The 25,696-nt window shown below is 70.7% G+C and carries 20 protein-coding genes and 2 pseudogenes; 11 read left to right on the top strand and 11 right to left on the bottom strand.

The window, feature by feature from the left end; translation table 11 throughout:
- Window positions 1–78 precede the first annotated feature (78 nt).
- Window positions 79–963, top strand: a complete 885-nt coding sequence (locus ACFWM2_RS01145) for a LysR substrate-binding domain-containing protein (RefSeq protein WP_383271665.1) — start codon at window positions 79–81, stop codon at window positions 961–963.
- On the opposite strand, the gene ACFWM2_RS01140 is transcribed toward ACFWM2_RS01145, so the two are convergent.
- On the bottom strand, window positions 938–1,918 hold the full coding sequence (locus ACFWM2_RS01140; protein WP_383271663.1) for an Lrp/AsnC family transcriptional regulator: 981 nt from the start codon (window positions 1,916–1,918) through the stop codon (window positions 938–940). The two genes, ACFWM2_RS01145 and ACFWM2_RS01140, sit on opposite strands and share 26 nt — an antisense overlap.
- Before the next feature lie 112 nt (window positions 1,919–2,030).
- On the opposite strand from ACFWM2_RS01140, the gene ACFWM2_RS01135 reads away from it, so the two are divergent.
- Window positions 2,031–3,575: an MFS transporter gene (locus ACFWM2_RS01135; RefSeq protein WP_383271661.1), complete on the top strand. Its 1,545-nt coding sequence runs from the start codon at window positions 2,031–2,033 to the stop codon at window positions 3,573–3,575.
- A gap of 147 nt (window positions 3,576–3,722) precedes the next feature.
- Window positions 3,723–5,549, top strand: a complete 1,827-nt coding sequence (locus tag ACFWM2_RS01130) for an AMP-dependent synthetase/ligase (RefSeq protein WP_383271659.1) — start codon at window positions 3,723–3,725, stop codon at window positions 5,547–5,549.
- Window positions 5,550–5,576: 27 nt separating this feature from the next.
- On the opposite strand, the gene ACFWM2_RS01125 is transcribed toward ACFWM2_RS01130, so the two are convergent.
- The 5 genes and pseudogenes from ACFWM2_RS01125 to pqqA form a co-directional block, all read right to left on the bottom strand.
- Complete coding sequence (locus tag ACFWM2_RS01125) at window positions 5,577–7,610, bottom strand: PQQ-dependent sugar dehydrogenase (RefSeq protein ID WP_383271657.1); 2,034 nt, start codon at window positions 7,608–7,610, stop codon at window positions 5,577–5,579.
- Between the two features lie 190 nt (window positions 7,611–7,800).
- Window positions 7,801–8,889: a pyrroloquinoline quinone biosynthesis protein PqqE gene (pqqE, locus tag ACFWM2_RS01120; RefSeq protein WP_383274048.1), complete on the bottom strand. Its 1,089-nt coding sequence runs from the start codon at window positions 8,887–8,889 to the stop codon at window positions 7,801–7,803.
- Window positions 8,877–9,131 (bottom strand): pyrroloquinoline quinone biosynthesis peptide chaperone PqqD, encoded by a 255-nt coding sequence (gene pqqD / locus ACFWM2_RS01115; RefSeq protein WP_383271655.1) that lies wholly within the window; start codon window positions 9,129–9,131, stop codon window positions 8,877–8,879. The genes pqqE and pqqD overlap by 13 nt, the downstream gene beginning before the upstream one ends.
- A gap of 167 nt (window positions 9,132–9,298) precedes the next feature.
- Window positions 9,299–10,018 (bottom strand): annotated as a pseudogene (pqqC, locus tag ACFWM2_RS01110) (pyrroloquinoline-quinone synthase PqqC); the annotation flags it as partial.
- Between the two features lie 24 nt (window positions 10,019–10,042).
- Window positions 10,043–10,183, bottom strand: coding sequence for a pyrroloquinoline quinone precursor peptide PqqA (gene pqqA / locus ACFWM2_RS01105; RefSeq protein WP_383271653.1), 141 nt, complete (start codon window positions 10,181–10,183; stop codon window positions 10,043–10,045).
- 324 nt (window positions 10,184–10,507) lie between these two features.
- On the opposite strand from pqqA, the gene ACFWM2_RS01100 reads away from it, so the two are divergent.
- Window positions 10,508–11,299 (top strand): aldo/keto reductase, encoded by a 792-nt coding sequence (locus tag ACFWM2_RS01100; protein ID WP_383274045.1) that lies wholly within the window; start codon window positions 10,508–10,510, stop codon window positions 11,297–11,299.
- Window positions 11,300–11,556: 257 nt separating this feature from the next.
- A complete protein-coding gene (locus tag ACFWM2_RS01095) occupies window positions 11,557–12,264 on the top strand; it encodes a glycoside hydrolase family 75 protein (RefSeq protein ID WP_383271651.1) in 708 nt (235 codons plus the stop codon).
- A 101-nt stretch (window positions 12,265–12,365) separates the two neighbouring features.
- Here the strand turns inward: ACFWM2_RS01095 and ACFWM2_RS01090 are convergent, their stop codons facing one another.
- The 4 genes and pseudogenes from ACFWM2_RS01090 to ACFWM2_RS01075 all read right to left on the bottom strand — a co-directional run bounded on the left by ACFWM2_RS01090 (window position 12,366) and on the right by ACFWM2_RS01075 (window position 14,994).
- Window positions 12,366–13,067, bottom strand: coding sequence for an SDR family oxidoreductase (locus tag ACFWM2_RS01090; protein WP_383271649.1), 702 nt, complete (start codon window positions 13,065–13,067; stop codon window positions 12,366–12,368).
- Between the two features lie 396 nt (window positions 13,068–13,463).
- Window positions 13,464–14,354, bottom strand: a complete 891-nt coding sequence (locus ACFWM2_RS01085) for a class I SAM-dependent methyltransferase (RefSeq protein WP_383271647.1) — start codon at window positions 14,352–14,354, stop codon at window positions 13,464–13,466.
- 218 nt (window positions 14,355–14,572) lie between these two features.
- Window positions 14,573–14,683: pseudogene (locus tag ACFWM2_RS01080) on the bottom strand (SAM-dependent methyltransferase); the annotation flags it as partial.
- Between the two features lie 5 nt (window positions 14,684–14,688).
- Window positions 14,689–14,994, bottom strand: a complete 306-nt coding sequence (locus ACFWM2_RS01075) for a 4a-hydroxytetrahydrobiopterin dehydratase (RefSeq protein ID WP_383271645.1) — start codon at window positions 14,992–14,994, stop codon at window positions 14,689–14,691.
- Window positions 14,995–15,217: 223 nt separating this feature from the next.
- Here ACFWM2_RS01075 and ACFWM2_RS01070 point away from each other — a divergent pair, with 223 nt between their 5' ends.
- From ACFWM2_RS01070 to narI, 6 genes are all read left to right on the top strand, one after another.
- A complete protein-coding gene (locus tag ACFWM2_RS01070) occupies window positions 15,218–16,048 on the top strand; it encodes a helix-turn-helix domain-containing protein (protein WP_383271643.1) in 831 nt (276 codons plus the stop codon).
- 107 nt (window positions 16,049–16,155) lie between these two features.
- Window positions 16,156–17,019: a helix-turn-helix domain-containing protein gene (locus tag ACFWM2_RS01065; RefSeq protein ID WP_383271641.1), complete on the top strand. Its 864-nt coding sequence runs from the start codon at window positions 16,156–16,158 to the stop codon at window positions 17,017–17,019.
- 106 nt (window positions 17,020–17,125) lie between these two features.
- Window positions 17,126–20,821 (top strand): nitrate reductase subunit alpha, encoded by a 3,696-nt coding sequence (locus tag ACFWM2_RS01060; protein ID WP_383271639.1) that lies wholly within the window; start codon window positions 17,126–17,128, stop codon window positions 20,819–20,821.
- Window positions 20,821–22,413: a nitrate reductase subunit beta gene (narH, locus tag ACFWM2_RS01055; protein WP_383271637.1), complete on the top strand. Its 1,593-nt coding sequence runs from the start codon at window positions 20,821–20,823 to the stop codon at window positions 22,411–22,413. Before ACFWM2_RS01060 ends, narH begins: the two co-directional genes overlap by 1 nt.
- Entirely contained in the window at window positions 22,410–22,988 is a 579-nt protein-coding gene (narJ, locus tag ACFWM2_RS01050; RefSeq protein ID WP_383271635.1) for a nitrate reductase molybdenum cofactor assembly chaperone, read from the top strand. Before narH ends, narJ begins: the two co-directional genes overlap by 4 nt.
- Window positions 22,985–23,707, top strand: coding sequence for a respiratory nitrate reductase subunit gamma (narI, locus tag ACFWM2_RS01045; protein WP_383271633.1), 723 nt, complete (start codon window positions 22,985–22,987; stop codon window positions 23,705–23,707). Before narJ ends, narI begins: the two co-directional genes overlap by 4 nt.
- Here narI and dnaK read toward each other — a convergent pair.
- Window positions 23,704–25,593, bottom strand: a complete 1,890-nt coding sequence (gene dnaK / locus ACFWM2_RS01040; protein WP_383271631.1) for a molecular chaperone DnaK — start codon at window positions 25,591–25,593, stop codon at window positions 23,704–23,706. The two genes, narI and dnaK, sit on opposite strands and share 4 nt — an antisense overlap.
- Window positions 25,594–25,696 lie beyond the last annotated feature (103 nt).

Here is a 25,696-nt window from a genome sequence, read left to right as displayed (position 1 = left end):
CATCGTCCTCCTCCTTGCGCGATCAGGAAACCGTCATACCGCACTGACTGTCATCACGTTCCGCGATAGCGTGCGGATATGTACGACCCGACACAGTTGCGTACCTTCCTCGCGGTGGCTCAAACGCTGAGTTTCACGCAGGCCGCCCGCCGGCTGGGGCTGCGCCAGTCGACGGTCAGCCAGCATGTGCGGCGGCTGGAGGACGCCGCCGGACGGCAGTTGTTCTCGCGGGACACCCACTCCGTGGAGCTCACGGAGGACGGCGAGGCGATGCTCGGTTTCGCGCGCCGGCTCCTGGAGGTGCACGAGCAGGCGGCGGCCTTCTTCACGGGGACGCGGCTGCGCGGCCGGCTGCGCTTCGGCGCGTCGGAGGACTTCGTCCTGACCCGGCTGACCGAGATCCTGGAGCGCTTCCGCCTCGACCACCCCGAGGTGGATCTGGAGCTGACCGTCGAGCTCTCGGGCACGCTGCACGAGCAGCTGGCCGCGGGGAAACTCGATCTGGTCCTGGCGAAACGCCGTCCCGAGGAGCCGCGCGGCGAGCTCGTGTGGCACGACCGGCTGGTCTGGATCGGCTCGGAGCGGCTGCGGCTGGACCCCGGACGCCCGGTCCCGCTCATCGTCTACCCGCCGCCGGGCATCACGCGCGCCCTCGCCCTGGAGGCGCTCGAACGCCAGGGCCGGCCCTGGCGCATCGCCTGCACGAGCGGCAGCCTGAGCGGGCTGATCGCGGCCGCCCGCGCGGGCCTCGGCGTGATGGCCCACTCCCGGGGCCTCGTCCCGCCCGGACTGGTCCGGATGCCGGAGCGGGCGGGACTGCCCGAACTGGGCGAGGTCGATTTCGTGCTGGTGCACGGTCGGCGCCGGACCTCCTCCCAGGGCGCGGCGGACGCGCTCGCCGCAGCGATCCTGGGCGGCGGGGACCAGCTGCACCGGCCTAGGGCTGCGGACGTGGATAGGTGAGCTGTTTGACGCGGCGCAGATAGGGCGCGGTCTCCACGTGCTGGACGCCTTCCAGGGTGCCGAGGCGGCCGCTGAGGTACGCGTACAGTCCCGCCGTGTCACGGACGACGACGGTCGCGACCACGTTCGACGCGCCGGCGGTGGCGGCGGCGTAGGCGATCTCGTCGTGGGCGGCCAGCGCCCTGCCGACGGAGTGCAGCGCCGAGGGGGCGGCCGTGATCCACAGGATGGCGGCGACGGGGTAGCCGATGAGCTCGGGCGGGTAGTCGAGGTCGATGTAGACCGCGCCCGAGGCGAGCAGACCGGTCAGCCGGCGTTTGACGGCCGACTCGGAGCGGCCGGTGGCCCGCTGGAGTTCCGGGAAGGTCGCCCGCCCGTCCTGTTCCAGCGCGGCCAGCAGCGACGCGTCCTCCGGCTCCAGCCGGGCGGGTCCCGCCTTCGGCTGCCAGTCGGGACGCAGGGCCTTCTCCTCGGCGGATGTCAGCGCGGCGAACTTGCCGAGCCAGCCGTCCGGGCCGCCGAAGAAGCGATGGAGCAGCTGGTTGGCCCGGATCTCCACGATGCTCGGGGTCCTGGGCAGCTTGCCGAGCAGCAGGTCGTCGTGGTCGCCCCGGCTGCGCGGCCGGGTCAGACAGACCACCTCGGTGCCGCCGGACGTGAGGCCGATCCAGGTGGTGTCGGGACGCTTGGCGAGCGCGTCGGCGATCGTCCCGGCGCTGTCGGGCGTGCAGCGCAGCCGCAGCATCCACTGCTCCTGGCCCAGCGCTTCGGCGTTGCGCACCCCGACGACGCGTACGCCGCCCTCGGCGCAGAGCCGGCGGTAGCGCCGGGCGACGGTCTGGTCGGAGACGCCGAGGACGGCCCCGATCCGGCTGAAGGACGCCCTGCCGTCGATCTCCAGGGCCCGCAGCAGCCGTAGATCCAGCTCGTCGAATGCGTGGGATCCCCTGTCCATGACCCTCTTTCTGTCGGATTCCGGCGCACCGGCGACGGTGACCCTCTCGATCGTCCGGGCAGCCCCGATCGTACGGAGTCAGACGCATCCGGGACACAGGGGAGTTGAGGACATGCGTACATGGGGGCCGCTGACGGCGGTGTGCCTGGGGACGTTCATGTTGCTGCTGGACGTGACGATCGCGGTCGTCGCACTGCCGGACATGGCGCGGGCGCTGCATGCGTCACTGAGCGATCTGCAGTGGGTGATCGACGGATACGCGCTGGCCCTGGCCGCGCTGCTGCTGGGCGTCGGGGCGGCGGCCGACATCCTCGGCCGGCGGCGGGTGCATGTGGCGGGCGTGGTGCTGTTCGCCGTGGCGTCGCTGCTGTGCGGGCTCGCGTCCGGGCCCGGGATGCTGGTCGCGGCGCGCGGGCTGCAGGGGGTCGGCGCCGCCGCGATGTTCGCGACGACGCTGCCGCTGCTCGGCTCGGTCTACCACGGCAGGCAGCGGTCGGCGGCGCTCGGGGTGTGGGGCGCGGTCAGCGGCGGCGCGGCGGCGGTCGGGCCGGTGCTCGGCGGTGTTCTCACCGAGGGGCCGGGCTGGCGCTGGATCTTCTTCGTGAACCTGCCGGTGAGCGTGGCGTCGGTGTGGCTGACGCTGCGGGTGGTGCCGGAGTCGCGCGGCCCCCGCGGGGCGGGGAGCCGTCCGTGGGCGACCATCGACTGGGCGGGCACGGTGGCGTTCGCCGGCTTCGCGGGGGCGATGACGTACGCCGTGGTGCGGGCGGGGACCGACGGCTGGACGTCGGCGGTCACCGCGGGCTCGTTCGGGCTCGCGGCGCTGGCCCTGCTCTGCTTCGTGCTGGTCGAGCGCCGTGCGGTCCACCCGCTGCTCGATCTGTCGCTGCTGCGCAAGCCGGCGTTCGTCGGCGTGATGCTGGGCGCGCTCGCGTTCAACGGAGCGGCGTTCGGCGTGATCCCGTATCTCTCCCTCTGGATGCAGACGGTGCTCGGGATGAGTCCGGTGCGCGCCGGGCTGACGCTGCTGCCGCTGACCGGCGCGTCCGTGGTCGTCGCGATCCTCGCGGGCAAGCTGCTGCACGGGGTGCCGGCGCGGCTGACGATAGGCGGCGGGCTGCTGCTCATCGGCTCTGGCGCTTTCTGCCAGGCCGTGCTCGACGCGGGCACGGGTTGGACGGTGCTGGTGCCGGGCCTGGTCCTGGTGGGCATCGGCACCGGGTTCGTCTCCCCCGCGATCGCGGGCGCCGCGCTGGCCGCGGTACCGGCCGAGCGGGCGGGCATGGCGGGCGGCGCCGTCAACACGGTCCGGCAGCTCGGGTACGCGCTCGGGGTCACCCTCTTCGGCGCCGTGCTGACCTCCCGGATCCAGGAGACCCTTCCGCACGACGCGGCCCATACGCTGGCGGGCGGCGGTGCGGAAGCCCTGCGCGGAACGCTGTCCGAGCACACCGTGCGGGCCGCGTTCGCCTCCGGTCTGAACGCGGCGTCCGTGGCCGCGGGGGTGACGGGGGCGGTCGCCGGTGCGCTGGTACTGGTGTTGGTGCGGACCCGGCGGCCGGCGCCGGGCGCGGGCCCCACCGGGGTCCTGCCCCCTATGTCACCGGGTCGTACAGATTCCGTGGAGATTACGGTATCGAAACTTACCGAACCGTAAGTATTCTGTCCGGCCCTTCCCCATCTGGGCGCATTGTCGAGGACTGAGCAGTACATATATCCCGCCCCGGGCGTTCCGTCCCCCCTCCCGCGCGGCCGTCCGGTGGGGTAGCTTTCACGGCGCTGTGCTGAGCCACCGGGAGCGGGATTGCGCGAGTTCACCAACCCTCCGTTGGCGTCACCGCCGCCGATGGGCGGTCTGGCCGACGTCGTGTTCGACCATGCCCTGGAAGACCCGCTGCGCGTCGCCCTCGGCCGCAAGGACGACCAGGGGCAGTGGCGTGATGTGACGGCCGCCGAGTTCCGCGACGAGGTACTGGCTCTGGCCAAGGGCATGCTCGCGCACGGCGTCCGCTTCGGCGACCGCATCGCGATCATGTGCCGGACCCGCTACGAATGGACCCTGTTCGACTTCGCGTCGTGGACCATCGGCGCCCAGGTCGTGCCCGTGTATCCGACCTCGTCGGCCGAGCAGGTCTTCTGGATGCTGCACGACGCCCAGGTGTCGGCCGTCATGGTGGAGCACGAGGACCACGCGATGACCATCGCCACCGTCGTCGACCGGCTGCCGCAGCTGCACAAGCTGTGGCAGCTCGACGCGGGCGCCGTGCAGGAGCTGTACGAGGCGGGCGCGCACATCGAGGACGACGTGGTGCACCGGCACCGGGTCGCGATCACGCCCGAGTCGGTCGCCACGATCATCTACACCTCGGGCACCACCGGGCGCCCCAAGGGCTGTCTGATCACGCACGCCAACTTCATGTTCGAGGCGGACACGGTCATCGAGCGCTGGGAGCCGGTCTTCCACACCAAGCGCGGCGACGAGGCCGCGACGCTGCTGTTCCTGCCCCTCGCACATGTCTTCGGACGGATGGTGCAGGTCGCCGCGATCCGCGGCCGGGTCAGATTCGGGCACCAGCCGCAGCTCAATGCGGCGGCCCTGCTGCCCGACCTCGCCGCGTTCCGGCCGACCTTCTTCCTCGCGGTGCCGTACATCTTCGAGAAGGTCTTCAACGCCGCCCGCCGCAAGGCCGAGAAGGAGGGCCGCTCCGGGCCCTTCGAGAAGGCGGTCGAAGTGGCCGTCCGGTACGCCGACGCGGTGGAGGCGAAGGCGTGGGGCATCGGCCCCGGCCCGTCCGCGGCCCTGCGGATGCAGCACCAGGTCTTCGACAAGCTCGTCTACGCCAAGGTGCGTGCTGCGATGGGCGGCCGGGTGAAGCACGCCATGTCGGGCGGCTCGGCGATGGACCGGCGGCTCGGCCTGTTCTTCGCGGGTGCGGGCGTGACCATCTACGAGGGGTACGGCCTCACGGAGTCCACGGCGGCTGCAACCGCCAACCCGCCCGAGCGCACCCGGTTCGGCACGGTCGGCCAGGCGATCCCGGGCACCACCGTGCACATCGCGGACGACGGCGAGATCTGGCTGCGCGGCGACAATGTCTTCCAGGGCTATCTCAACGACACCAAGGCGACGGACGCGACCCTGCACGACGGCTGGCTGGCCACCGGCGACCTCGGCGCCCTCGACGAGGACGGCTACCTCACGATCACCGGGCGCAAGAAGGAGATCCTGGTGACCTCCGGCGGCAAGAGCGTCTCGCCGGGGATCCTGGAGGAGCGGGTGCGTGACCATCCGCTGGTCGCCCAGTGCATCGTCGTCGGCAACGACCGGCCCTACATCGCGGCGCTCGTCACCCTGGACGGCGAGGCGGTCGAGCACTGGCTCCAGATGCGCGGCAAGCCGCAGCTGTCCCCGGCCCAGCTGGTGCGGGACCCCGACCTGGAGACCGAGGTGCGCCGCGCGGTGGTCGCCGCCAACACCCTGGTCTCACAGGCCGAGTCGATCCGTACGTTCCGGATACTGGCCCACCAGTTCACCGAGGAGCACGGGCTGCTCACGCCGTCGCTGAAGCTGAAGCGGAAGGCGATCGAGAACGCGTACGCGACGGAGGTCGAGGCGCTGTACCGGGCGTGAGCCGGCACAGCGCCCCGTGCGGACCGGTCAGCTGATGCTCACCCGGAAGATCTTGTCCGAGCCGTCCGCCGCCCCTCCGACGTTGTCGCAGTTGGTGGTCGACAGCCAGAGCTGGTCCACGCCGGGCACCTTGGTGACCGTGCGCAGACGGCCGTACGTGCCCACGTAGTACGCCGTCGCCGTGCCGACCTCCTCGGTGTCGCCGGTGATCGGCACGCGCCACAGCCGCTCGCCGCGCAGGGACGCCATGTAGATGACGTTGCGGACGATGGCGATCCCGCTGGGCGAGGCCTCGGACGTGTTCCAGGTCTTCTTCGGGTTGGTCATCCCCGCGACGCTGCACGTGCCCTCGCAGGTCGGCCAGCCGTAGTTGGCGCCCGGCTTGATCAGGTTCAGCTCGTCCTTGGAGACGTCGCCGAACTCCGCTTCCCAGAGCCGTCCGTTGCGGTCGAAGGCCAGTCCCTGCGGATTGCGGTGGCCGTAGCTGTAGACGTAGTTCCCGAACGGGTTGCCCGGAGCGGCCTTGCCGTCCGTGGTCATGCGCAGGATCTTGCCGTTGAGGGAGTTCTTGTCCTGCGCCAGGGCGGGTGTCTGGGCCTCGCCGGTGGAGACGTACAGATAGCCGTCCGGGCCGAAGACGAGCCGGCCGCCGTTGTGGTAGCGGTTCTGCTTGATGCCCTGGAGGAGGATCGTGTAGCCGGTCAGGGAGCTGCCGTTGTAGGTCATGCGGACGACGCGGTTGCCCTCGGCCGCCGTGTGCATGAAGTAGACGTAGTGGTTGGTCGCCCACTGGGGGTCGACGGCAACGCCCATCAGACCGCCCTCGCCGTTCGTCGTCACCGCGTTCGGCACGGTTCCGACCTGGGTCCGCGTGCCGTCCGTCGTGACCTTCCAGACCCGGAAGTCGTCCCGCTCGGTGACCAGGGCGGTCTGACCGTCGGGCATCCAGTACGTCCCCCAGGGGACCGTCCAGCCGCTGGAGACCGTACCGATCGACGACGGCACCCCGCCGTCCGTCACGCACGCCCGCGTGGTGAAGGCGACGGTGTTGCTCTGCGGGGAGACATTGCCGGCCGCGTCGCGCGCGACCACGTTCAGCGAGTACGGGCTGTTGCAGGCGAGGCCGGTCAGGGTGGTCGACGTGCCGCCGGTCACGCTCTTGTAGACGGTCGTTCCGCTGCGCAGGTCGTACCCGGTCACCGCCTTGTCGTCCGTCGAGGCGCCCCAGCTCAGATCGGCGCTGGTGGCGGTCACGTTGGACGACGTCAGCGTGCCGGGCGTGGTCGGCGGACTGGTGTCGGAGCTGCGGGCGGTCGTGCAGTCCACGACCGGGCTGGCCTGCGAGGCGTTGCCGGACGCGTCGCGGGCGATGACCGTCAGGTTGTAGGTCGTGTTGGCGGTCAGTCCGGTGAGCGCCTTCGAGGTCGCGTCGCCCGGCGCCTCGCCGAGCTTGTTCCCGTGCTCGTAGACGTCGTAGGCGCTCACGCCCACGTTGTCGGTGGAGGCGCCCCAGGAGAGGGTGAGCCCGTTCTCGCCGATCGCCGAACAGCTCGGCTGTCCCGGCCGGGTGGGGGTCTGGGTGTCGGCCGCCGCGCCGATGCTGATCCGGTCGAGGTTGGGCCCGCCGTTGGCCGTGGTGGCGGTCGCCCGGATCTTGTTGGTGCCCGCGGCCAGCGGAACGTCCAGGGTCCTGGTCACCCAGGTGTCCCAGTTGGCGGTGGCCGGGAAGGAGACGCCGGAGGCGGCCACCGTGCCGTTGACGGAGATGTTCATAGGCCGGTCGGTGGCCGTTCCGTTCGCGAAACGCAGGGCCAGCGACGAGGGACCCGCCGCGGCCGCGCTCACCGTGAACTCCACGTACGAACCGGTGATGTTGGTGTAGTCGACGAAGCCGGTGCCGGTGTATCCGGTGTGGTCGGAGGCCACGGTGCCCTGCGAGATGGCGGCGTCCTCGGCCTGGAGGTCGGTGGCCGCCTGCGCGGCTCCCGAGGCCGTCAGTCCGGCGAGCGGCACGGCGAGGGCCAGTGAAAGGCACCAGGACAGCGCTCTTGTGGGTTTCATGCGTGCGTCCTCTCAGGGTTTCTGGGGTACGGGCCGACCGGGTGGGACCAGCCGCCGTGGGTGCTCGGCGTGCGGCGGAGAGTCGGCGAAGGCGGTCGACCGGTCGGGCTGCCGGACGGCCGTGGAGGCGACGGCGAGGCCGCGGGCACCGTCGGCAGTCCCACGGTGGCGGCCCGATCGCGTCGTCGCGTCACGAGCCGCCCTCCCGATAGACGTACGCGATGTCCGTGTCCGGCTCGGTCCGGTCCACCGGATCCCGGACGAGGTGGTGGTCGGGCGAGAGACGGCACGCCGGGTCGGTGCGGGCCGCGTCGCCGGTGAGGGCGTACGCCTGACAGCGGCAGCCGCCGAAGTCGGTGGCACGCAGGGCGCAGTCTCGGCACGGGTCGCGCATCCAGCTCTCGCCGCGGTAGCGGGTGAAGGCCGTCGACTCGTACCAGATCCGGTCGAGCCGGTGGTCCTTCACGTTCGGCGGGTCGAGCCCGGGGAGCGTCCCCGCCGCCGGGCACGGGAGGACCGTCCCGTCCGGGGCGACCGTGAGGGAGACCGCGCCCCAGCCGCCCATGCAGGGCTTCGCGGTGCCGTCGAGATAGTCGGGCGCGACCCAGACCAACTCCGTTGTTCCATGCAGGCGTTCACGCCATCGGGTCACTGTCGTACGGGCGCGCTCGACCTGCTCCCGGGTGGGCAGGAGCGCCGCGCGGTTGGCCAGCGCCCAGCCGTAGAACTGGGTGTTGGCCAGCTCGATCCGGTCCACGCCCCAGGTGACGCCCAGGGTGATCAGGTCGTCGAGCGCGTCGATGTTCGCCCGGTGCAGCACGACGTTCAGGCCGAGCGGGAGCCCGGCGGCCCGGACCAGGCGTGCCGCGCGCTCCTTCGCGGCGAACGAGCGGACGCCGGCGATGCGTTCGGCGACGGACGGATCGGTGTGCTGGACGGAGAGCTGGACGCTCCGCAGGCCGGCGTCCAGCAGCTCCGCGAGCCGGCGCTCATGCAGGCCCACACCGCTGGTGACGAGCTGCGTGTAGAGGCCGGCGGTGTCGGCCGCCGCGACGATCGGCACCAGATCGCGCCTGAGAAGCGGTTCCCCGCCGGACAGATGGGTCTGGACGACGCCCAGGTCGGCCGCCTGACGCAGCACGTCCGTCCACTGCTCCGTGGACAACTCCCCTGACCGACCGACCAGTTCGACCGGGTTGGAGCAGTATGCGCACCGCAGCGGACAGGCGTGGGTGAGCTCGGCGAGCAGCGCCCAGGGAGGATCGGTCACCGGAGCCAGCCCTCCTTTCGCAATGACCGGAGAAACGCCGGGACTTGGTCGGCCACCGGTGCGCCGGGGAACCGTTCGCCGAGCTCGGCGGTGATCTCGGGCACCTCGCGACTGCCGTCGCAGAGCCGCAGGACGCTGCCCGCCGCGCCGTGCAGCACGACGACCCTCTCGGGCATGAGCAGCAAGTCGGTGTCCCGTACCCGGTCATGACGGAGCATCACCGAGCGGGCGAGGGCGGGTCGCCAGGTCATGACGCCCCACGGGCTCGCCCCGCCGGGCGGGTCGGCGTGCGGGGCACGCTTCCGGAGGTCCCGTTGCTGCCGGCGTGGTGTGGTGCGTCCGGTGGCGCGCCCTCGGCGGTTCTGGTGCCGGTGACGAGGTGTGCCGGTGGCGCCCCTCCGGAGGTTCCGTTGACGGGCCCCGGCCCGCTGCCGGCGTGGTCCACCGCGTCCAGCAGCGCCCACAGGACCTGGCACTTGAAGGTCAGCGCCGCCACCGCGCGTTCCTGCTGTTCGCGGGTGCGGGCCCGGTCGAGCACGAGCGCGAGGGCTTCCTCGCTGTCGCGGCGCCCCTGGTCGACGCGGGTCCGGAAGTACGCGAGCCCGTCCGCCTCGATCCACGGGTAGTGGCGTTCGAAGGCGGCGATACGGGTCCGCATCAGCCCGGGTGCCGAGAGCTCGGTGAGCGAGGCGGCGACGGCGTCGAGCACGGGGCGCTGCCGGCAGAAGTTGACGTAACCCTCGACCGCGAGCCGCACCCCGGGCAGCACCCGGGACGCGTCCCAGAGCACCGAACGGTCCAGGCCCGCCGCCTCGCCGAGCCGCAGCCAGCGTTCGATGCCGCCCTCGCCGTCCGTGTCCCCGTCGTGGTCCCGGATCCGTCGCAGCCAGGCCCGGCGCAGGTCGGGCCGGTCGAGCCCGGCGAGGATCAGGGCGTCCTTGACGGGGATGTGGCGCTGGTAGTGGAAGCGGTTGACGATCCAGCGGCGCAGCTCGCCGGGCGTCAACTCACCTTCGTGCATGCGGAGGTTGAAGGGATGACGGTCGTGGTAGTGCTCTTCGGCGACGGCGCGCAGCCGCTCGGTGAACTCGGGTGCTGCCCAGGGGGCGGCGGCGCCGTCGTCGCGCACGGATGCCATGGTCACGCTGCGGCCACCGTGCGGTCAGCGCTCGCCGAGGGCGTAGGCGGTGACCTCCAGGGCGGTCTCCACGACCGAATACCCCGGGGCCTCCCAGACCCGTTCCTCCGATGCTTCCTGGTGCTGCCGTTCCGTGTGCTGGACCTCAAGGGTCGTCTCGTTCATGTGCGCGTACCTGCTTCCTGAAAGGTGGGGGGTGGAGAGCCCAGACAGGTGCTGGTGTTCACATGCGTGCATCGGGTTCATCGACGCGTTCGATGCCGCGATACAGAGTCGCGGAATTGACGGGAACCGGTCAATGGTACGGACCGAGAAGGTCGGATCCGTTTTGGTCGATCCGCGGTCGCTCACACGATTCCCCCGGAGAATCCACCGGTCAGGAATGCATCACGGGCCGTGATCGTTGACGATGGGAGTACCACCCGACGACTGAAGGATCGAGAGCTCGTGAGCAAGGTCCCCCCGATCATCCTGAACAACGGCGTCGAGATGCCGCAGCTGGGCTTCGGTGTCTGGCAGGTCCCGGACGACGAGGCGGAGCAGGCTGTCGCCACGGCACTGGAGGCCGGGTACCGCAGCATCGACACCGCCGCGATCTACGGCAACGAAGAAGGCACCGGCAAGGCCATCGCCTCCTCCGGCCTCCCCCGTGCGGACCTCTTCGTCACCACCAAGCTCTGGAACAGCGACCAGGGGTACGACTCCACCCTGCGCGCGTTCGACACGTCCCTGGACAAGCTCGGCCTCGAGTACGTGGACCTGTATCTGATCCACTGGCCGCTGCCCTCCAAGGGTGCGTACGTGGACACGTACAAGGCCTTCGAGAAGCTGTACGCGGACGGCCGCGCCAAGGCCATCGGCGTCTCCAACTTTCTGCCGGAGCACCTGGAGCAGCTGCTCGGGGCGACGTCGGTCGTGCCGGCCGTCAACCAGATCGAGCTGCACCCGCACCTCCAGCAGCAGGCCGCCCGGGAGTTCCACGCGAAGCACGGCATCGCGACGGAAGCCTGGTCGCCGCTCGGCTCCGGCAAGGGCCTCCTGGAGGTCCCGGCGATCGTGGCCATCGCCCGCAAGCACGAGCGCACGCCGGCCCAGGTCGTGCTGCGCTGGCACCTCCAGCTGGGCAACGTCGTGATCCCCAAGTCCGTGACGCCGTCCCGGATCAAGGAGAACATCGAGGTCTTCGACTTCGCCCTGGACGACGAGGACATCTCGGCGATCAGCGCGCTGAGCGAGGACCGGCGACTGGGTCCCGACCCGGCCACCTTCGACATGTCCTGACGGGCCCATGGCCTGACGGACGTCACGACCCCGGGCCGTAAGGGCTGCGGAAAGCCCCGTTCGGGTCCCACACAGGCGCCCCGGTTCACACCGGGGCGCCTTTTGTGTGCCCGCGCGCGGAGGCGACCTCGGTGATTGCACGACGGCGAACACGGCGACGGACGATCTCAACTGAAGGCCTTGACGCGCTCATGTAAACGGGTCCACCTTGTACGGCACCCGGTAAGGAAACTTTCCTAATAGAAGGGTCCCCCACAGTGCGCACTCGAACACTGACCCTCGCCGCGGCCTCCGGCGCCGCGCTGCTCGCCACCGCCCTGTTCCCCTCGTCCTCGACCGCTGTCACCTCCGGAGCAAAGGGTCCGGCCTCCGCCCAGGAGGGCACGGTCAGCGCGGCCTCCCTGCTGGCCAAGGTGACGTCCTGTTCGCAGATATCGAACGGCAAGTACCGGACCGACGAGGAGACTTCGGCCACGATTCCGGTGTGCGGCAAGAACGGTGCCGTGTTCTGGAAGGGTGACATGGACATCGACTGCGACGGCCAGGTCACCACCAAGTGCAACGGCAGCACCGACCCCTGGTTCCAGGACGACACCGCCTTCCACCAGTCCAACGGCCAGCCGCTGCGCGCCGACACCCTCCCCTACGTCGTCGTGCCCAGCAGCAGCAGCATCTGGAACTACTCGAGCGCCGGCATCAAGGGCGGCGGAGTGGTCGCCGTGATCTACAACAACAAGGTCGAGTACGCCGTCGTGGGCGACACCGGCCCCACACAGATCATCGGCGAGGCCTCGTACGCCACGGCGAGCGCGCTCGGTATCAACCCGAACCCGGAGACCGGCGGCACCGACTCCGGCGTGACGTACATCCTGTTCAAGAACTCGCAGGTCTCCCCCATCGAGAATCACGGCAATGCCGTGACCCTCGGCGACTCGCTGGCCAAGCAGTTCATCGCGAACAACTGACCGGAGCGGGCAGGGAGTTCGGCCCGGCATCGCAGCACCGCGATGCCGGGCCGGCAGGCGGTCAGATGTTCAGGCATTCAGGCATTCAGCCATTCAGGCATTCAGTTGGCCTGTCCGATCGGCCGGATCACCACGGTGTTCACATCGACACCGCTCGGCTGCCCGATCGCCCAGACTATGGAGTCGGCGAGCTGGTCGGCGGTGAGCAGATGCCCGGGCGGCAGACTCCCGTAGGCGTCCCAGAACGGGGTCTCCACCCGTCCCGGCGAGATCAGGGTCACCCCCACCCCGAAGTCGGTGACCTGCCGCCGCGTGTTCTCCGCGAGTCCGGTCACGGCCCACTTCGTCGCGCCGTAGATGTTGCCCGGACCGTTCACATGGCCGGCCACGCTGCCCACCAGCACGATCCGCCCGCGGGTCTCCTTCAGCGCGTCGATGGAGGCCCTGATCAGCAGGGCGGGTCCCAGCACGTTGGTCAGCACCATCGCCGTCCAGCCGGCCGGATCGCCCTCGGCGACGGTGTCATGGGTGGCGAACCCGGCATTGGCGACCACCGCGTCGAGCCGCCCGAACTTCTTGAGCGTCGCCTCGACCGCCGCCTGTACGTCCGCGTACTCGGCCGCGTCGCCGACGACCGTCAGCAGACCCTCCGGATCGCCGAGCTCCGCGGCGAACCCCCGAAGCCGCTCCGCACCCCGCCCCGTGACGGTGACCCGATGTCCCGCGTCCAGCAACTGCCGCGCGACAGCGGCCCCGATGCCGCTTCCGCCGCCGGTGATGAGCGCGACCGGTGAGTCGGCCATGACTACCCCCATACGTTCCTGTGTGCGTCACCCGCTACCGGGGAACGGCGGGAGTCCATCACTTCGAGCACACTCGATGTCAACGCCTCTTCGGCGCCACAGCCGATGCCTCGGTCTCAACGCCCCTTCGGATACGCACTCGACGCCCATGCCTCACGCCCCTTCGGCGCGTGGTCCGACGACGGCACGCCCGCGTCGGGCAGTCAGCACGTACGCCGGAAGGCCGGCCCGGACAGATGGGTACGCCACTCCTCCGCGGTCGCACCGCCGCCCGCCCGGTCGCACACCGCGTCGGCGGCCCGGCCCGGCGCCAGCGGTTAGGACCGTCGGGGCAGGCCGGACGGCATCGGCATCGCCCCGCACATCCAGGCGCGAGCGCCCGCCAGGCCCCGGGGACTACTCCGGCTTCACGCCCACGTGCACGGTCTGCGCTGTCAGGACGAAGATGTCCGGCCGGTGGTGCAGGCTCGCCTTGTCGTCCGGGTCGAGGAGCCGGTCGAGGGTGGCGATGTCGTCGGCGTCGAGGTCCTCGGCGAGGCCCTCGCGCCGGCGGGTGAGGGAGGTGATGACGAAGGCGCGGGCCTCGTCGGACACCGGTGCGGGCAGGTCGAGCAGGAAGCTGCGGGTCGCGGCGTACCGCAGACCGACGCCGGTCAGCAGCGCGGGCCAGTCCTCGGTCTCGGCCACCGCGCCGGGCAGCGCGGCCCGCATCTCCGCGAACCAGTGCTCGTGGACGGCGTCGATCCGGGACTGGAGGCCCGGGCGGCCGATGCCGATGTCGCGCGGGAGGAAGCGTGTGGGCAGCCCGCCCTCCAGGAGGGCGAGGGTGCCGCCGGGCGCGAGTCCCCGTACGAAGCCGGCCAGCGCGGCTCGCTGGTCACCGACGTGATGCAGCGACCTGCTGGCCCACAGCAGGTCGGCGGGGTACTCCAAGTCGCCGATTCCGTCGGCTAGTTCGGCCCGCAGGGTGCTGAAGCGGTCGGCCACGCCCAACCGCTCGGCGCGCTCCCGGGCACGGTCCAGCAGGGGGTCCACGCCGTCCACCGCGACGACCCGCGCCTGCGGGAACGTGTCGGCGAGGAGGCAGGAGACGACGCCGGGACCACTGCCCGCGTCCACGATGAGCTCGGGCTCCGGGCGCAGCTCCCGCAGCCAGTTCGCCGCTCGCGTGTAGAGGGGGGAGTAGAGCTCGGCCTCCTGCTCCAGCAGGGGGAGCATCTCGGCGAAGTCGATCTGCGTGTGGTCGTGGGTGTGGCCGTTGCGGTGTCCGTGGTGATCGTGTGGCATGGTCCGAGCCTCTCGTCCGGGATGCCGCCAGCGTGCCTCGCCACTCCCGGAAACGGCCAGTCGCGTTGCTCGAACAGCAAAATTCCGGCGACCGTGTCCAGCACATCCCGGCGACGGCCTCCGGCCGATCCCGGCGACCGCCTCGGGGCCGGCGGGCCGCCGAAGACCGGACGCGGCCGAGTCGGCCGGTCCCTAGTACGTGACCGCCCACCATCATCGCGGGCGCCTTCGGCGACCAGTCCGAGTACGGCGTCCGCGGCGGCCGCGGCCCGCGGTTCACCGCCCCGCGTCGCGTCGTACGCGTCGGCTTCCCTGTCGTAGTCCAGCACGCGGCTCAGCTCGCACCGTGGGTCGGGGCCAGCTCCTCCACCCTGCGGGCGAGATCGAAGTCGAGCTCGGTGACGGCCCCGCCGACACTGTGCGTGTTCACGGTGAGGGAGACCGTGTGATAGCCGAGCGTGAGGTCCGAGTGGTGGTCGAGTGCGTCCTGCACCGCGGCGATGTGCACGACCATCGCGGCCGCCGCGAAGTGCGAACCGAGCCGGTAGGAGCGGGCGAGCAAATCCCCCTCCAGCAACCAGCCCGGCAACTCCGCCAGTCGGTCCTCGATCTCCTTCTGCGACAGCGGTTCGACGGCCATGACCTCGCTCCTTCGTCCGACGGCGGGTGCCCGTGAGAATGCTTTCGGCATGCCTCGGGGCCGGTCCTCAGCCTGTCACAGTCCCCAGGGACCGGCGCCGCACGCACACCCTGGAACACCGTCCCGCGAGCGGCTCTCCCGCGCCGGGAACCTGCCCCCTCCACCGGGGCGCGCACCCGTCCCTGGCCGTCCGCACCGCGCGCTCCTCGACTACGGTCCTCGTATGAGCAATGTCGCGGCCGGCCCCGCCCGGCTCCCAAGTGCCTCTTTCGACAAGGGAATCGGCCCGCTGCTGCGGGGCTGGCGGGAGCAGCGGCGGGTGAGTCAGCTGGAGCTGGCGCTGCGGGCGGATTCGTCGGCGCGGCACATCAGTTTCATCGAGACCGGCCGCTCCCGGCCCAGCGAGGAGATGGTCCTGCGCCTGGCCGAACACCTCGACGTGCCGGTCCGGGAGCGCAACGCCCTGCTGCTGGCCGCGGGCTATGCCCCGCACTATCCGGAGACCCCGCTCGACGACCCCTCGATGGCGGCCCTGCGCGAGGGCATGGAGCGCCTGATCCAGGGCTACGAGCCCTACCCGGCGCTCGTGGTCGACGCCACGTACACCGTCCTGGCCGCCAACCGGGGCATCGCCCTGCTCCTGGAGGGCGTCCCGGAGCGGCTCCTCGTACCGCCGCTGAACGCGATGCGCCTCACCCTGCACCCGGCGGGGCTCGCGCCGCGCATCCGCAACCACCGGGAGTGGCGCGACCACCTGCTCGCGCAGATGGACCGGCAGATCGCCCTGCACCGCTCGGACGCGCTGCGTGCCCTGTACGAGGAGGTGGCGGCCTATCCGGTCGCGGACCGCCCCGATTCCGGCGAGCCGGCCGAACCCGTTCCCTACTTCGCTCTCCCGATGCAGATCGAGCACGACGGCCGGCTGCTCTCCTTCATCTCGTCCATCTCCACGTTCAACACCCCCATGGATGTGACGGTCGCCGAGCTGGCCATCGAGACGTTCCTGCCGGCGGATCCCGCCACGGCCAAGTACCTGCAGACACAGGGAATCTGACGGACCGTCCGGTTCCGCTTGACCTCGTCCGCCGCTCTCGCCCCCATGAGGGTTTCGCCGGAACATGACACACTGCTCGCGTACTTCGGCGCGTGGGGAGGCGTGGCGTGAGTGAGCGGCGGCCCGCGCCCACCGTGGGGCAGGTGATATTGGGGCGGCGGCTTCAGGAGTTGCGGGAGGCCGCCGGGCTGAAGCGGGAGGAGGCCGCGCGCGTGCTGCGCGTGGCCCCGGCGACCGTACGGCGGATGGAGACGGCCGAGGTCGCGCTGAAGGTCCCGTACGTACAGGTGCTGCTGACGACGTACGGCGTGCCCGACGGCGAGGTGGCCGCCTTCGTCGCCCTGACCGAGGAGGCCAACCGGCCGGGCTGGTGGCAGCGGTTCCACGACGTCCTGCCGGACTGGTTCAGCATGCACATCAGCCTGGAGGGCGCCGCCCGGCTGATCCGGTCGTACGAGCCGCACTTCGTGCCCGGGCTGCTGCAGACCGAGGACTACGCTCGCGCCGTGCTCGAGGCCGGCACGGTCGGGCAGGCGGGCTCCGAGTCCCTGGAGCGCTATGTGACCCTGCGCATGACCCGCCAGAAGCTGCTCACCCGCGAACACCCGCCGCACTTCTGGGTGATCATGGACGAGACCGTGCTGCGCCGGCCGGTCAGCATCCGCGGTGCGGTCATGCGCGAGCAGATCGACCGGCTCCTCGAAGCGACCGAGAGCGACGACATCACGCTCCAGGTCGCCGAGTACACGGACGGCCCGCATCCGGGGACGTACACGTCCTTCACCCTGTTCCGGTTCGGGGCGCCCGAGCTGCCCGACATGGTCTACAGCGAGTACCTGACCGGTGCCCTCTACCTCGATTCGCGTGCCGAGGTCTCCCAGCACCTGGAGGTGCTGGACCACATGTCGGCCCGCGCCGCCTCCGCCGAACGGACCAAGAAGCTGCTGTGCGAGTACCGCGAGGCCTACTGAGCCGCGGACGGCGCCCCTGCCGGCCTGACCCGTACGGATGCCCTGAGCAGGTGCGCGGCCCGGCTCGCCCCTAGGTTCGGTCTACGGGCAAGCAAGGGAGCGCACCGTGACCGAGACGCAGGGACCGCCCACGGAGCCGGGCGCGGCGCTGCTGCGCGCCGGGAGGTTCTTCCGGCCCGGCACCCCGGCGCCCGACCTGCACAGCATCGGTCTCACCGGCGGCCGTGAGGCGGACGCCTTCTACCGGGACCGCTGGAGCCACGACAAGGTCGTGAACTCGACGCACGGCGTGAACTGCACCGGCTCCTGCCGCTGGAAGGTGTACGTCAAGGACGGCATCATCACCTGGGAGACCCAGCAGACGGACTACCCGTCGGTGGGCCCGGACCGCCCCGAGTACGAGCCCCGCGGCTGCCCCCGGGGCGCGGCCTTCTCCTGGTACACGTACTCGCCGACCCGGGTGCGCTACCCGTACATCCGCGGTGTGCTCCTCGAGATGTACCGGGAGGCGAAGCAGCGGCTCGGGGATCCGGTCCTGGCCTGGGCGGACCTCCAGGGCGACCCGGCGCGCCGCCGCCGCTACCAGCAGGCCCGCGGCAAGGGCGGCCTGGTCCGCGCCACGTGGGACGAGGCCGTGGAGATCGTCGCCGCGGCCCACGTCCACACCATCAAGACGTACGGCCCGGACCGCATCGCCGGCTTCTCCCCCATCCCCGCGATGTCGATGGTGTCGCACGCGGCCGGCGCCCGTTTCCACTCCCTCATCGGCGCCCCGATGCTCTCCTTCTACGACTGGTACGCCGACCTGCCCGTCGCCTCCCCGCAGGTGTTCGGCGACCAGACCGACGTGCCGGAGTCGGGCGACTGGTGGGACGCCGCGTATCTGATGATGTGGGGCTCGAACGTCCCGGTGACCCGGACCCCCGACGCCCACTGGATGGCCGAGGCCCGCTACCGCGGCCAGAAGGTCGTGGTCGTCGCCCCCGACTACGCGGACAACGCCAAGTTCGCCGACGAGTGGCTGCACCCGCACCCCGGCACGGACGGCGCGCTCGCCCTCGCGATGGGCCAGGTGATCCTCAAGGAGTTCTTCGTCGACCGCGAGACGCCGTTCTTCGCGGACTATGTACGCAAGTTCACCGACCTGCCGTTCCTGGTCACCCTGACCGAGCGGGACGGCGCGTACGTCCCCTCCAAGTTCCTGCGCGCGACCGACCTGGGCCAGGACGGCGAGGGCGCCGAGTGGAAGACGGCCGTGCTGGACTCCGTGACCGGCCGCGCCGTCGTCCCGAACGGCTCCCTCGGCTTCCGCTGGACCGAGTCGGGCAAAGGCAGCTGGAATCTCGAACTGGGAGACATCGAGCCGCAGTTGAGCCTGTACGGCACCGAGTTCACCGAGGGCCTGGAGGTGCTGCTGCCGCGCTTCGACACCGAGGGCGGGGAGCACGGTCAGGGACGCGGTGACGTCGTGCGCCGCGGGGTGCCGGCGACCCGTCTCGGCGGGGCCGGAGGACCGCTCGTCACCACGGTCTTCGACCTGCTGCTCGCCCAGTACGGGGTGGGCCGGCCGGACCTTCCGGGCAGCTGGCCCTCCTCGTACGAGGACGCGGAGTCACCGGGAACGCCGGCCTGGCAGGAGGTCCACACGTCCGTTCCCGCGGCCAAGTGCGTGAGGATCGCCAGGGAGTTCGCCCGGACGGCGGAGAAGTCGCAGGGCCGCTGCATGATCCTGATGGGCGCCGGGACCAACCACTGGTTCCACTCCGAGACGATCTACCGCGCCTTCCTCGCCCTCCTCCAGCTCACCGGCTGCCAGGGGCGCAACGGCGGCGGCTGGGCGCACTACGTCGGGCAGGAGAAGTGCCGTCCGGTCACCGGCTGGGCGACGCTCGCGGGGGGCGCCGACTGGAGCCGGCCGCCTCGGCAGATGATCGGCGCGGCCTACTGGTTCCTCAACACCGACCAGTGGCGCTACGACCGGTTCGCGGCCGACGTGCTCGCCTCACCGCTCGGCGAAGGCCGCTTCAAGGGCATGACCGGCGCGGACTGCCTCGCCCTGTCGGCCCGCTCCGGGTGGATGCCGTCGTATCCGACGTTCGACCGCAATCCGCTGGACCTCGGGGACGCCTTCGGCGATCCGGTCGCCCACGCCGTGGCCGAACTGCGCGCCGGAACCCTGAAGTTCGCGTGCGAGGACCCGGACGCGCCCGAGAACTGGCCGCGGGTGCTGACCCTGTGGCGGGCGAACCTGCTCGGTTCCTCGGCGAAGGGCGCCGAGTACTTCAGCAAGCATCTGCTCGGCACCCATTCCTCACTGCGCGCCGAGGAGGCGGAGCCCGAGGTCCGCCCCCGGGACGTGACCTGGCGGGACGAGGCGCCCGAGGGCAAGCTCGATCTGCTGCTCTCGCTGGACTTCCGGCAGACCTCGTCCACCCTGCTGTCGGACGTGGTCCTGCCCGCCGCGACCTGGTACGAGAAGCACGATCTGTCGACCACGGACATGCATCCCTACGTCCACTCCTTCACCCCGGCGGTGGACCCGCCGTGGCAGGCGCGGACCGACTTCGACACGTTCAAGGCGCTGGCCGAGCGGCTGAGCGAACTCGCCGCCGGGCATCTCGGGGTCCGCAAGGACCTGGTCGCCACCGCGCTCCAGCACGACACCCCGGGCGAGACGGCCCAGCCCGGCGGGGTCGTCCTGGACTGGAAGCGGGGCGAGTGCGAGCCGGTGCCCGGGAAGACCATGCCGAACCTGACGGTGGTGGAGCGGGACTACACCGCGATCGGCGCGAAGTTCGCGGCGCTCGGGCCGCTGGTGGAGGAACTGGGCCTGCCCGCCAAGGGAATCGCGCTCCGGCCCGACGAGGAGGTGGCCGACCTGCGCGAACGCAACGGAGCCGTGCGCGGCGGCCCCGCCGACGGGCGGCCGGCGCTGGACACGGCGGTGAAGGCCGCGAACACCATCCTTGCGCTGTCCGGGACGACCAACGGCCGGCTGGCCACCCAGGGCTTCCGCACCCTGGAGGCACGCACCGGCCAGAAGATGGCCCACCTCGCCGCCGAGCACGAGGGCAAACGCGTCACGTACGCCGACACCCAGGCGGCGCCCATTCCGGTGATCACCTCGCCGGAGTGGTCCGGCAGCGAGGCCGGCGGCCGCCGCTACACGGCGTTCACGCTCAACACCGAGCACCTCAAGCCCTGGCACACCCTCACCGGACGCCAGCACTTCTTCCTGGACCACGACTGGATCCATGAACTGGGCGAGGCGATGCCCGTCTACCGGCCGCCCCTGGACATGCACCGGCTCTTCGGCGAGCCGCGCCTCGGAGCCGACGGACAACGGGAGGTGACGGTCCGTTACCTCACTCCGCACAACAAGTGGTCCATCCACTCCGAGTACCAGGACAACCTGTTCATGCTGTCCCTCTCGCGCGGCGGGCAGAACATCTGGATGTCCCCGCAGGACGCCGACGCGATCGGCGTGCGGGACAACGACTGGATCGAGGCCGTCAACCGCAACGGCGTGGTGGTCGCCCGGGCGGTCGTCTCGCACCGGATGCCCGCCGGCACGGTGTACATGCACCACGCCCAGGAGCGCACCGTGGGCGTCCCGAAGACCGAGACGACCGGCAAGCGCGGCGGCATCCACAACTCGCTGACCCGGCTGATCCTCAAACCGTCCCATCTCATCGGCGGCTACGCCCAGTTGTCGTGGGCCTTCAACTATCTGGGCCCGACGGGCAACCAGCGCGACGAGGTGACGGTCATCCGCCGCCGCTCGCAGGATGTGGAGTACTGATGCGCCCGATGGCCCAGATCGCCATGGTCATGAACCTCGACAAGTGCATCGGCTGTCATACGTGTTCGGTCACCTGCAAGCAGGCGTGGACCAACCGGGACGGCATGGAGTACGTCTGGTTCAACAACGTCGAGACGCGGCCGGGACAGGGCTACCCGCGGCGCTACGAGGACCAGGAGAAGTGGCGCGGCGGCTGGGAGCTGAACAGACGCGGCGCGCTGAAGCTCAAGGCCGGCGGACGCTTCAGCAAGCTCGCGGGGATCTTCTCCAACCCCCGGCTCCCGGAGATCAAGGACTACTACGAGCCCTGGACGTACGAGTACCGCAACCTCACCGACGCCCCGCTCGGTGACGACTACCCGGTGGCCCGGCCCGTCTCGCAGCTCGACGGCAAGCCGATGAAGATCGAGTGGTCCTCCAACTGGGACGACAACCTGGCCGGCGCACCGGAGTACGGCGAGCTGGACCCGATGGTCGCGAAGGTGCGCCAACAGGCCGCGGACAAGGTCAGGTTCTCCTTCGAGCAGACCTTCATGTTCTATCTGCCGCGCATCTGCGAGCACTGCCTCAACCCGTCGTGTGTGGCGTCCTGTCCGTCCGGCGCGATGTACAAGCGGGCCGAGGACGGCATCGTCCTGGTCGACCAGGACCAGTGCCGGGGCTGGCGGATGTGCGTGACCGGATGCCCGTACAAGAAGGTCTACTTCAACCACCGCACCGGCAAGGCCGAGAAGTGCACGATGTGCTACCCGCGCATCGAGGTCGGACTGCCGACGGTCTGCTCGGAGACGTGCGTGGGGCGGCTGCGCTATCTCGGGGTGATCCTCTACGACGCGGACCGGGTCACCGCGGCCGCGTCCACGAAGGACGAGAAGGCCCTGTACGAGGCCCAGTTGGGCGTCTTCCTCGATCCCGAGGACCCTGCCGTGCGGCGGGCGGCCGAGGAGGCCGGGATCGCGCACGACTGGATCGAGGCGGCGCGCCGCTCCCCCGTGCACGCACTGATCAGCAAGTACAAGGTGGCGCTTCCGCTGCATCCCGAGTACCGCACCATGCCGATGGTCTGGTACATCCCGCCGCTCTCCCCCGTGGTGGACGCGCTGACCGAGACCGGACACGACGGCGAGGACCTGGACAACCTCTTCGGCGCGATCGACACCCTGCGCATCCCCCTCGAATACCTGGCGGAGATCTTCACCGCGGGTGACGTCGCGCCGGTCCGGGCGTCGCTGGAGAAACTCGCCGCGATGCGCTCCCACATGCGGGCCATCAACCTCGGCGAGGCGCCCGACGAGTCGGTCGCCGCGTCCGTCGACATGAAGGCCGAGGAGATCGAGGAGATGTACCGGCTGCTGGCGATCGCCAAGTACGAGGACCGCTACGTGATTCCGACGGCGGCCGTCGGGGACGCCAAGCGCCTGGAGGAGTCGGCGCTGCCCGACGAGTGCAGCCTCGACTACGACGGCGGCCCCGGCATGGGCGGCGACGGGCCCTTCGGCCAGGACTCGGGCCGCAAGCAGCTCCCACTGGTGTCGGTGGAGAACTTCCACGCACTGCGCAAGCGCCAGACCGCGGACCGGGAGGACACGTGACACGCCACGCCGTGCTGTACCAGGCCGCCGCGTACTGTCTGTCCTATCCGGACGACGAGTTCTTCGAGCGGCTGCCCCTGCTGCGCCAAGCGGCCCCGGAGCTACGGGAGTTCCTCGACCACGCGGCCGGCACACCCCCCGGCGACCTCGCCGCGCACTACGTCCGGCTCTTCGACTTCAAAAGCCGGCACAGCCTCTATCTGAGCTGGTGGCGCGACGGCGACACCCGTCGGCGGGGCATGGCCCTGGTGCGCTTCAAGGAGGTGTACCGCGAGCACGGCCTGGAGTTCAGCGGTGCGGAACTGCCGGACTTCCTGCCGGCGGTGCTGGAGTTCTCCGCGCTGGCCGGCCCGGTGCTGCTCCGGGAGCACCGCAGCGGCCTGGAGCTGCTGCGGATCGCGCTCACCGACCACGGAACGCCCTACGCGCAGGTCCTCGACGCGGTGTGCGCGACACTGCCCGGCCCGTCCCCGAAGGACCGCGCCGAGGCACTCGCGCTGGCCAGATCGGGCCCGCCCCGCGAAGAGGTCGGCCTCGAACCCTTCGCCGTCACCCTCACCGGAGACCGCCCATGACGACCCTGCTGTGGGGCGCCCTGCCGTACGTCGCCTTCGTGCTGCTCGTGGCGGGGCTGGTCTGGCGCTACCGCTACGACAAGTACGGCTGGACCACCCGGTCCTCGCAGGTCTACGAGTCGAAGCTGCTGAACATCGCCTCGCCCGCGTTCCACTACGGCATCCTCTTCGTGCTCGTCGGGCATCTGGTGGGTCTGTTCGTCCCCGAGTCGTGGACCGAGGCGCTGGGCGTCAAGGAGCGCCTGTACCACCTGCTCTCCCTGTACGGCGGTACGGCGGCCGGGGTGCTCGCGGTGTTCGGCATCCTGCTGCTGCTCTACCGCCGCAGGACGAAGGCGCCGGTGTTCCGTGCGACGACGGCCAACGACAAGCTGATGTACGTGGTGCTGCTCGGCGCGATCGTGCTGGGCATGACCGCCAAGCTCACACACGCGTCGGGCGAGGGCTACAACTACCGGCACACCATCGCCCCTTGGGCCCGCAGCCTGTTCACACTCCGGCCCAGGACGGAGCTGATGGAGGGCGTGCCGGTGCTGTACCAGGTCCACGCGGTGGTCGGCATGACACTGATCGCGCTGGTCCCGTACACGCGCCTGGTCCATATGTTCAGCGCGCCGGTGCAGTACCTGTTCCGGCCGTACGTGGTGTACCGCAGCCGCGACCCCGAGCAGCTGGGACCGCGGCCCGCGCGCCGGGGCTGGGAGAGGACGGACGTCTAGGCGCTACCGCCCTTCGCGTCCCCGCCGTCTCCGTCACCCCCGTCGCCCCGCTCCTCGTCGACGATCTCCGCGTCCACCACGCTCTCCTCGTCACCCGGTGCGTGCTCGCCGCCCGACTCCTGGGGCGGTGTCTGCTGGGCCCGGGCGTACAGGGCCTGGCCGACCTTCTGGCTCACCGAGGCCAGCTTCTCGACGCCGGCGCGCAGCTCGCCGGTGTCGGCCGGCTCCGCCAGCAGCGCCTTGAGTTCCGTGACCGCCGATGCGACCTCCGCCTTGACGTCGGACGGAATGCGCTCCTCGTTCTCCCCGACGAACTTCTCCGTCCGGTAGACGAGTTGCTCGGCCTGGTTGCGGGTCTCGGCCGCCTCGCGGCGCCGGCGGTCCTCGTCGGCGTACTGCTCCGCCTCGCGCATCATGCGGTCGATGTCGTCCTTGGGAAGCGCCGATCCGCCGGTGACGGTCATCTTCTGCACCCGCTCGGTGGCGAGGTCCTTCGCGGAGACGTGCATGATCCCGTTGGCGTCGATGTCGAAGGCGACCTCGATCTGCGGCACCCCGCGCGGCGCGGGCGGCAGCCCGGTGAGGTCGAACACGCCCAGCTTCTTGTTGTACGCGGCGATGTCCCGCTCGCCCTGGAAGACCTGGATGCCGACCGAGGGCTGGTTGTCGGTGGCGGTGGTGAAGATCTCCGAACGACGGGTGGGAATGGTCGTGTTGCGCTCGATGAGCTTGGTCATGATGCCGCCCTTGGTCTCGATGCCGAGGGACAGCGGGGTGACGTCGAGGAGGAGCACGTCCTTGACGTCGCCACGGATGACGCCCGCCTGGAGCGCGGCGCCCACGGCCACCACCTCGTCCGGGTTGACGCCCTTGTGCGGGTCCTTGCCGGTGAGCTCCTTCACCAGGTCGGTCACGGCGGGCATCCGGGTCGAACCGCCGACCAGGATGACGTGGTCGACCGCGGACAGTTTCACCCCGGCGTCCTTCACGGCCTGGTGGAAGGGCGGCTTGCAGCGGTCGAGCAGGTCGGCGGTGAGCTCCTGGAACTGCGCGCGCGTCAGCTTCTCGTCCAGGTGCAGGGGACCGTCGGCGGAGGCGGTGATGTAGGGCAGGTTGATGGTGGTCTCGGAGGAGCTGGACAGCTCGATCTTGGCCTTCTCGGCGCCCTCGCGCAGCCGTTGCAGCGCCATCCGGTCCTTGCCGAGGTCGATGCCGTACGAGCCCTTGAAGCGGGCGACCAGGTGGTCGACGACCCGCTGGTCCCAGTCGTCGCCGCCGAGGCGGGTGTCGCCGTTGGTCGCCTTGACCTCGATGACCCCGTCGCCCATCTCCAGCAGCGAGACGTCGAAGGTGCCGCCGCCCAGGTCAAAGACGAGGACGGTCTGCTCCTCGCCCCGGTCGAGCCCGTAGGCGAGGGCGGCGGCCGTCGGCTCGTTGATGATCCGCAGGACCGTCAGGCCCGCGATCTCGCCGGCCTCCTTGGTGGCCTGGCGCTGGGCGTCGTCGAAGTAGGCGGGCACCGTGATCACGGCGTCCGTGACGTCCTCACCGAGGTACGCCTCGGCGTCCCGCTTGAGTTTCTGCAGGACGCGCGCCGACAGTTCCTGCGCGCGGTAGCGGGTCCCGTCGACGTCGCCCCGGTCGGGGAAGCGCCAGCTGGTGTCGCCCATGTACCGCTTCACGGAGCGTGCGGTGCGGTCCACGTTCGTCACGGCCTGCCGCTTGGCCACCTCGCCGACGAGCACCTCCCCGTTCTTGGCGAAGGCCACCACGGAGGGCGTGGTGCGCGCTCCCTCGGCGTTGGCGACGACGGACGGATCACCGCCCTCCAGCACGGCCACCACCGAGTTCGTCGTACCGAGGTCGATCCCGACCGCACGTGCCATGTCCGTCCCCTTCCGCCAGGGCTCTGCCCGCCCTCCAGCACAGAACCCGCGTACTGGCTTGTCAATGGGGCGAGTGCCCCGCGGGGGCCGGGACATGACGATG

Origin of the sequence: Streptomyces sp. NPDC058371 (genome assembly GCF_042723265.1) — a bacterium.
Lineage (GTDB): Bacteria > Actinomycetota > Actinomycetes > Streptomycetales > Streptomycetaceae > Streptomyces.
The sequence above is the reverse complement of the archived record's forward strand: the minus strand, read 5'-3'. Positions and strand labels throughout refer to the sequence as shown.

What these genes read in the sequence shown, in the direction of transcription:
- ACFWM2_RS01135 (WP_383271661.1), top strand. Translation starts at nt 2,031, where the DNA reads ATGCGTACATGGGGGCCGCTGACGGCGGTGTGCCTGGGGACGTTCATG.
- pqqD (WP_383271655.1), bottom strand. Translation starts at nt 9,131, where the DNA reads ATGACCTGGCGACCCGCCCTCGCCCGCTCGGTGATGCTCCGTCATGAC.
- ACFWM2_RS01125 (WP_383271657.1), bottom strand. Translation starts at nt 7,610, where the DNA reads ATGAAACCCACAAGAGCGCTGTCCTGGTGCCTTTCACTGGCCCTCGCC.
- narI (WP_383271633.1), top strand. Translation starts at nt 22,985, where the DNA reads ATGACGACCCTGCTGTGGGGCGCCCTGCCGTACGTCGCCTTCGTGCTG.
- ACFWM2_RS01070 (WP_383271643.1), top strand. Translation starts at nt 15,218, where the DNA reads ATGAGCAATGTCGCGGCCGGCCCCGCCCGGCTCCCAAGTGCCTCTTTC.
- ACFWM2_RS01090 (WP_383271649.1), bottom strand. Translation starts at nt 13,067, where the DNA reads ATGGCCGACTCACCGGTCGCGCTCATCACCGGCGGCGGAAGCGGCATC.
- ACFWM2_RS01075 (WP_383271645.1), bottom strand. Translation starts at nt 14,994, where the DNA reads ATGGCCGTCGAACCGCTGTCGCAGAAGGAGATCGAGGACCGACTGGCG.
- pqqA (WP_383271653.1), bottom strand. Translation starts at nt 10,183, where the DNA reads ATGAACGAGACGACCCTTGAGGTCCAGCACACGGAACGGCAGCACCAG.
- ACFWM2_RS01145 (WP_383271665.1), top strand. Translation starts at nt 79, where the DNA reads ATGTACGACCCGACACAGTTGCGTACCTTCCTCGCGGTGGCTCAAACG.
- ACFWM2_RS01100 (WP_383274045.1), top strand. Translation starts at nt 10,508, where the DNA reads ATGCCGCAGCTGGGCTTCGGTGTCTGGCAGGTCCCGGACGACGAGGCG.
- dnaK (WP_383271631.1), bottom strand. Translation starts at nt 25,593, where the DNA reads ATGGCACGTGCGGTCGGGATCGACCTCGGTACGACGAACTCGGTGGTG.
- ACFWM2_RS01140 (WP_383271663.1), bottom strand. Translation starts at nt 1,918, where the DNA reads ATGGACAGGGGATCCCACGCATTCGACGAGCTGGATCTACGGCTGCTG.
- narH (WP_383271637.1), top strand. Translation starts at nt 20,821, where the DNA reads ATGCGCCCGATGGCCCAGATCGCCATGGTCATGAACCTCGACAAGTGC.
- ACFWM2_RS01085 (WP_383271647.1), bottom strand. Translation starts at nt 14,354, where the DNA reads ATGCCACACGATCACCACGGACACCGCAACGGCCACACCCACGACCAC.